A 5747-nucleotide genomic window follows, 5' to 3' on the forward strand; every position below is an offset into this window, starting at 1 on the left:
CCGGTCTCGAAGGGCGGCACCAGGTTCGCCACATTGCGCACCACGAACAATTCGCCCGGGCTCGCATCGAAGATGACCTCGGGGGAGACGCGGCTGTCGCAGCAGCCGATCACCATCACCTCGGGCGCCTGGCCCTTCTCGGCCAGGGTCTCGAAGCGGTTCTTCTCGCGCGGGAAGCGTTCGTCGAGGAATGCGCGGTAGCCTTCGGTCAGACGTTGCGGGAACATGGGCGTCCTTCCATTACGGATGGGTGATTTCGGCAAGCTTGGCGAGCTCGACATTGGCGCCGCAGAGCAGCACGCCGACGCGCTCGCCTGAGCGCGGTTTATAGGCCCCCGAGACCAGCGCGGCCAGTGCCGCCGCGCCACCGGGCTCGGACGCGACGCGGTAGTCGCGCCAGAGCAGCCGCTGCGCATCGCGGATCGCCGGATCCGTGACGAGCGCCACGTGGTCGACCGTCCCGCGGCAGATCGAATAGACGAGGTCGCCCGTGTTCTTGGCGCCCAGGGAATCGGCCGCGACCGAATCGACGTCCACGTCGACCGGCTGCCCGGCTGCGAGCGCGGCATGGAGAGCGCGCGAGCCCTCCGGCTCGACGCCCACCACCTTCACGCGCCCGGCCCACCAGCTCGCCACGCCGCTGATGAGGCCGCCGCCGCCCACCGCGACCAGGACAGTATCGAGGCCTGGAGCATCCTGCTCCCATTCGAGAGCCGCCGTGCCCTGGCCGACGATGGTGCTCGTCGCCCCGAAGGGGTGGACGCGGAGCGCTCCGCTCTCCTCGACGAACAGGTCGCAGGCGGCCTGCGCGTCCGCATAGCGGGCGCCGCCGATCACCACGTCGGCTCCGTGCGAGCGGATGACGGCGATCTTGGCGGGGCTCGAGATCTCCGGCACGAAGATGCGCGCCTTCACGCCCAGCTGCTTCGCCGCATAGGCGACCGCCGCCCCATGATTGCCGCCGGAGGCCGCCGCGACGCCCGCGGCCGGCACCTCGTTCGACAGCAGGGTGTTGAAAGCGCCACGGGTCTTGAACGAGCCCGCATGCTGCAGGAACTCCAGCTTCAGGCTCACCGGGCCGTCGTGGCCGAAAGCCCTCCCCAGGTTCAGGACCGGCGTGCGGCGGATATGCGGGGCGATGCGGGCATGGGCCGCTTCGATGTCGGCGCGGGAGATGGGCATGGTTGAACCTTGGGGCTGCCTGCGGAGCGTCCAGATGGCGACCGGCAGGCCGTGCGCGTCACGGCCGGGCGGGTCGGGAAAGGATCGTCCCCCACCTGTCGCGAGATCGAGCGCCACCGTCAACCCCGCAAGCGCGTCGAGGAGGTCGTCCTCGGCCGCTCCGCGGGGAGGGGAGGCGGCGACGAGGGGTTCGGGAAGGAGACCGGATCGCCGGAGAAGAGCGCGGCGAAGCGCCATGCCGGGCCCATGAGGCGTGCTCTTCACCTTCTTCGGCTCGCGGAGCGCCCGGCCCGTGTTCAGAGCCCAGAACGCAAGCTCCGGATGCACCTCGAAGACGCGGGACACCAGATCGGGACGGGCCCGCAGCAGCGCGTCGATCTCGCGGATCTTCGGGAAGATGGCGAAGCCCTGCCGCGACACCTTCCGCGCCGGGGTCGAGGTGGCGGCGGCGACCGCGCAGGCCTCGGCGTAGTCCATCGCTTCCACGGCACGGCGCGACGGGATGGCGAAGACGGAGGACTGGCGTTCGCCGAGGAGGCGGCGAATCAGCTGCTCCGGCAGGCGGCCCGAGCCTTCGGTCCGCTCCGGCAGGCCGACAGGCATGTCGACGGCGATCACGGCCGGCCGCTCGGGCGCATCCGCGATGGCGGCGAAGGCCGGGACCGTGATGATGCGATGGGCGTTCGGATCGTCCGCCCGCATCAGCACGGCGATCCATCCGGCCCGGCAGCCATCGACTCCTGCGACCCACATGCTCCGGCTTCTCCTTTGCCGACACCCTCGGGAGCATTACAACCGATCGGACGCCCGAGGACAAAGCCATGACCCCGATTCGCCCGCGCCGCAGCGCGCTGTACATGCCCGGTTCGAATCTCCGCGCGCTCGAGAAGGCGAAGACGCTCGCCGCCGACGGGGTGATCTTCGACCTCGAGGATGCGGTCGCGCCCGATCTGAAGACACAGGCGCGCGAGCAGGTCTGCGCGGCCGTGCAGGCCGGCGGCTACGGCCGGCGGGAGCTCGTGATCCGCATCAACGCGCTCGACACACCCTGGGGCGAGGCCGATCTCGCGGCCGCCGTCGCGGCGGCGCCCGACGCGATTCTCGTGCCGAAGGTTTCCACGGCCGAGACGCTCGCGGCGGTCGGCCTGCGCCTTCGCAAGCTCGGTGCCGCGGAGCGCACCAGGGTCTGGGCCATGATCGAGACGCCGCTCGCCATCCTTCGGGCCGAGTCGATCGCGAGCGCGGCTCGCGACGTCGACACGCGGCTGGACTGCATCGTCATGGGCACCAACGATCTCGCCAAGGATACCCGCGCGCGTCTTCTGCCGGGGCGCGCCGCGATGCTGCCCTGGCTGATGACGGCGCTCGCAGCCGCCCGGGCGCACGGCATCGACATCCTCGACGGGGTCTACAACAGCCTGTCCGACCCGGAGGGCTTCCGTACGGAATGCGAGCAGGGCCGCGACGGCGGCTTCGACGGCAAGACGCTGATCCATCCCGACCAGATCGCCACCGCCAATGACATCTTCGCGCCATCCCGCGACGAGGTCGAGACGGCGAAGACCATCGTCGAGGCCTTCGATGAGCCGGAGAATGCGGGCAAGGGAGCCATCAGCCTGAATGGCCGCATGGTCGAACGGTTGCATGCCGAGATGGCGAAACGGACGCTGGCGCTGGCGGACGCGATTGCCGCCCGGCCCGTGTGATTGTCAGGGCGGACGTGGCGCGACGGGTGTCCGGGAGTCGATGCTGAAGAGCGCTTGAGGCCGGCCCCGTTTCGAGATCCGCTTGCGCCGCCCGGGACGACGGACAACTCAGTCCGTCAGTTGCCGCGCTTCCTCCGGCAGCATGATCGGGATGCCGTCGCGGATCGGATAGGCGAGCTTGGCGCGGCGGCTGATCAGCTCCTGCCGGGCGGCGTCGTATTCGAGCGTTTCCTTGGTGAGCGGGCAGACGAGAAGCTCCAGGAGCTTGGGGTCGATCCGCGTCGCCTCCACGGGCTGGGGCGTCTCGGATTGCGGGGTGTCGGGAACCATGTGGTCATTCCTAAGATGGGCTTGCCTATTGCAGGGTCGAGTCGGACCCGACGCCGCCGCGGGCGAGCTCGATCTCGGTGAGCGCGATCAGCACCTCGGCCCGGCTCTTCAGGTTGGGGGCTTCGAGCAGCGCCTGCTTCTCGCGCACGCCGAAGGGGCTCATCATGCACAAAGCGTTGACCAGGGCCTCGTTGGGAGCCTCCTCGATGCCCCGCCAATCGACTTTCACATGCACCGCGTTGACGAAGTCGCGCAGCGCCTTGACCACGCCGGCACGATCCACGTCGTTCTCGCCGGCACGGGCCGTGAAGTCGTCGGTGAAGGGCTCGAACGTCACCCGGCACCGGCGGAACGGGCTTACCGGCGGCAGTTCCTCCTCGATGCGGAAGCGCGAGATGCCGATGAGCGTGATGAGGTACCGCCCGTCGCCGGTCTCGGCGAGCTGGGTGATGCGGCCGGCGCAGCCGATCCGGTAGAGTTTCGGCACGTTCGTCAGGGGATCGTTGTCCGCATCGGGCTGCACCATGCCGATGATCCGGTCGGTCTTCAGCGCTTCATCGACCATCGCCAGGTAACGTGGCTCGAAGATGTTAAGGGGCATCTGGCCGCGGGGCAGGAGGAGGGCGCCGGGAAGCGGAAAGACGGGAACGACCGATGGGCAATCCTCCGGCCCTCGGTATACCGCGTTCATTCCCATCCTGATCTCCTAAACCGCGTTGGACAGCGTCAAGAGAACAGGAGCGAGGAGAGCCTCCGCCGCCCTGCCAGCGTCATCGCGTCCATCGGACCCCAGGCCTCGAAGAACTGGACGAGCCGCTTGCGTGCGCCGTCATCGTTCCAATTGCGGTCGCGGCGGACGATTTCAAGGAGGTGATCGGCAGCTTCTTCCCGCCGTCCGCGGGCGTTCAGGCCCACGGCCAGGTCGAAGCGGGCCTGATGGTCCATGGGATCGGCCTCGACCCGCCGCTGAAGGTCCGCCAGGTCGCCCAGGGAACCCGCCTGTTCGGCGAGCTCGATCGCCGCCCGGGCGCCCGCAAGAGCCGGATCGTTGGCCTTCGCCGCCGGGGCCATGGCGAGGAAGCGCTTGGCGCCTTCCAGGTCGCTGACCTCCACGTGCAGCTTCACGAGAGCCGCCAGGGCCGGCACGTTCTCCGGGTCCTGGGCGAGAACGGCGGAATAGAGCTCGGCCGCGCCGCCGATATCGCCCTCCGCGTGCAGGCGGTCGGCCTCGGCCAGGATTTCCTCCGCCGCGCTCGGACCAAGGGGACCGGTCAGGCGCTCGATGAAGCTCTTGACCTGGCTTTCCGGCAGGGCCCCCATGAAGCCGTCCACCGGCTGCCCGCGCTGGAAGGCGAAGACGGCCGGGATCGACTGCACGCCGAGTTGGCCGGCGATCTGCGGATGCTCGTCGATGTTCATCTTCACGAGCTTCACCTTGCCGCCGGCCGCGCGCACGGCCTTCTCGAGGATCGGGGTGAGCTGCTTGCAGGGGCCGCACCAGGGAGCCCAGAAATCCACCAGGACAGGCTGCTGCATGGATTCGGCGAGCACGTCCTGGCGGAAGGCCGCCGTGGTGGTGTCCTTCACGAGATCGTCGGAGGAGGTTCCGGGGACGGGGGTATCGGACAGCATGCGATCCTCGAAAGGTGAGAGGCGTTGGGAAGGACGAAACCTTACATGGGAGCTTGAGCGTCGTCTGGCAATTCCGCCGGCGGCTCCGGCAGGCGCAGGATGAGCGGATCGTGTCCCGTGGCCCTCAGGAACGTCACCAGATCCTCCCGCGACACCCCGGTGGTCATGGAATTGACCAGGGGGTGAAAATTGACCCGCCCGTGCTCCATCAGGTTAGCATCGAGCACCATCGTGACCTTGCCTTCCGTATCGTTCACCACGGCGAAGGCGGTGACCGAGCCGGGCTCGACGCCCAGGAGGGCGCGCAACTGCTCGGCGGACCCGAAGGAGAGCCGCCCCGAGGCCCCGAGGACCTCGTGGGTACGCTTGAGGTCGATAGCCGTGTCGTGCTTGGCGGAAATCAGGAAGAAGCGCCCCTTCTTGTCCTTCACGAACAGGTTCTTGGTGTGAGCTCCGGGGATCCGCTCCTTGACGTGCTGCGATTCCGCCACCGTGAAGACCGGCTCGTGCTCGACCGTCTCGGTCCTGATGCCAAGCGAGGACAGGCGCTCCAGGAGTTCCTGAGGGGACAGATGGGCCAAGATGATCCTCCAGATCTGCCGCGCTTCTAGCGCATCGTGCGGAAAAGTGGACCCCGGTTTTCCGCACGATGCGCCCTTCAAAGGGTGGAGCATCGGATCGACCTCAACAGTGGGACCACTTCTGGGTCCGACGCTCTAGCGACCGGATGAAGCAGGCTCAAGGGTTTGCCGGAAAAGATCTCAAGGCCCCTCTTGCAATGCGTCGCGTTTTGGGGCACATCAACGGCCTCGCAACGATGCCTCGCGCATCGCGGAGCGTGCGGGTGTAGCTCAGGGGTAGAGCACAACCTTGCCAAGGTTGGGGTCGAGGGTTCGA

The 5747-nt window shown here is 68.2% G+C and carries 7 protein-coding genes; 1 reads left to right on the forward strand and 6 read right to left on the reverse strand.

Going from position 1 to position 5747, the window contains the following annotated elements; genetic code table 11:
- Positions 1-227, reverse strand: a 227-nt coding sequence (locus KBI52_RS02425; RefSeq protein ID WP_305797868.1) for a carbonic anhydrase, incomplete at its 3' end; no start/stop codon positions are given.
- Between the two features lie 13 nt (positions 228-240).
- Entirely contained in the window at positions 241-1935 is a 1695-nt protein-coding gene (locus KBI52_RS33865) for a serine/threonine dehydratase (RefSeq protein WP_315974864.1), read from the reverse strand.
- Between the two features lie 68 nt (positions 1936-2003).
- Between KBI52_RS33865 and KBI52_RS02440 the strand changes: the two genes are divergently transcribed.
- Positions 2004-2888 carry a CoA ester lyase gene (locus KBI52_RS02440; RefSeq protein ID WP_210805092.1) on the forward strand — a complete coding sequence of 295 codons (885 nt, stop codon included), beginning with the start codon at positions 2004-2006 and terminating at the stop codon, positions 2886-2888.
- A gap of 108 nt (positions 2889-2996) precedes the next feature.
- On the opposite strand, the gene KBI52_RS02445 is transcribed toward KBI52_RS02440, so the two are convergent.
- From KBI52_RS02445 to KBI52_RS02460, 4 genes are read right to left on the reverse strand one after another with little or no spacing between them, the layout of a single operon-like run.
- The gene (locus KBI52_RS02445; RefSeq protein ID WP_173947724.1) at positions 2997-3218 is read right to left on the reverse strand and encodes a Trm112 family protein; all 222 of its coding nucleotides are present in this window, start codon (positions 3216-3218) and stop codon (positions 2997-2999) included.
- Positions 3219-3243: 25 nt separating this feature from the next.
- The gene (locus KBI52_RS02450) at positions 3244-3915 is read right to left on the reverse strand and encodes an LON peptidase substrate-binding domain-containing protein (RefSeq protein WP_173947723.1); all 672 of its coding nucleotides are present in this window, start codon (positions 3913-3915) and stop codon (positions 3244-3246) included.
- Positions 3916-3944: 29 nt separating this feature from the next.
- Positions 3945-4850 carry a thioredoxin gene (gene trxA, locus KBI52_RS02455; protein ID WP_210805094.1) on the reverse strand — a complete coding sequence of 302 codons (906 nt, stop codon included), beginning with the start codon at positions 4848-4850 and terminating at the stop codon, positions 3945-3947.
- A 41-nt stretch (positions 4851-4891) separates the two neighbouring features.
- Positions 4892-5431 (reverse strand): prolyl-tRNA synthetase associated domain-containing protein, encoded by a 540-nt coding sequence (locus KBI52_RS02460; RefSeq protein WP_210805096.1) that lies wholly within the window; start codon positions 5429-5431, stop codon positions 4892-4894.
- Positions 5432-5747 lie beyond the last annotated feature (316 nt).

The organism is Microvirga sp. HBU67558 (genome assembly GCF_018069605.1).
Taxonomy (GTDB): Bacteria; Pseudomonadota; Alphaproteobacteria; order Rhizobiales; family Beijerinckiaceae; genus Microvirga; species Microvirga terrae.

Bases quoted from the DNA above. Each gene is read 5' to 3' on its own strand.
- KBI52_RS33865 (WP_315974864.1), bottom strand. From the start codon at position 1,935: ATGTGGGTCGCAGGAGTCGATGGCTGCCGGGCCGGATGGATCGCCGTG.
- KBI52_RS02440 (WP_210805092.1), top strand. From the start codon at position 2,004: ATGACCCCGATTCGCCCGCGCCGCAGCGCGCTGTACATGCCCGGTTCG.
- trxA (WP_210805094.1), bottom strand. From the start codon at position 4,850: ATGCTGTCCGATACCCCCGTCCCCGGAACCTCCTCCGACGATCTCGTG.
- KBI52_RS02445 (WP_173947724.1), bottom strand. From the start codon at position 3,218: ATGGTTCCCGACACCCCGCAATCCGAGACGCCCCAGCCCGTGGAGGCG.
- KBI52_RS02450 (WP_173947723.1), bottom strand. From the start codon at position 3,915: ATGGGAATGAACGCGGTATACCGAGGGCCGGAGGATTGCCCATCGGTC.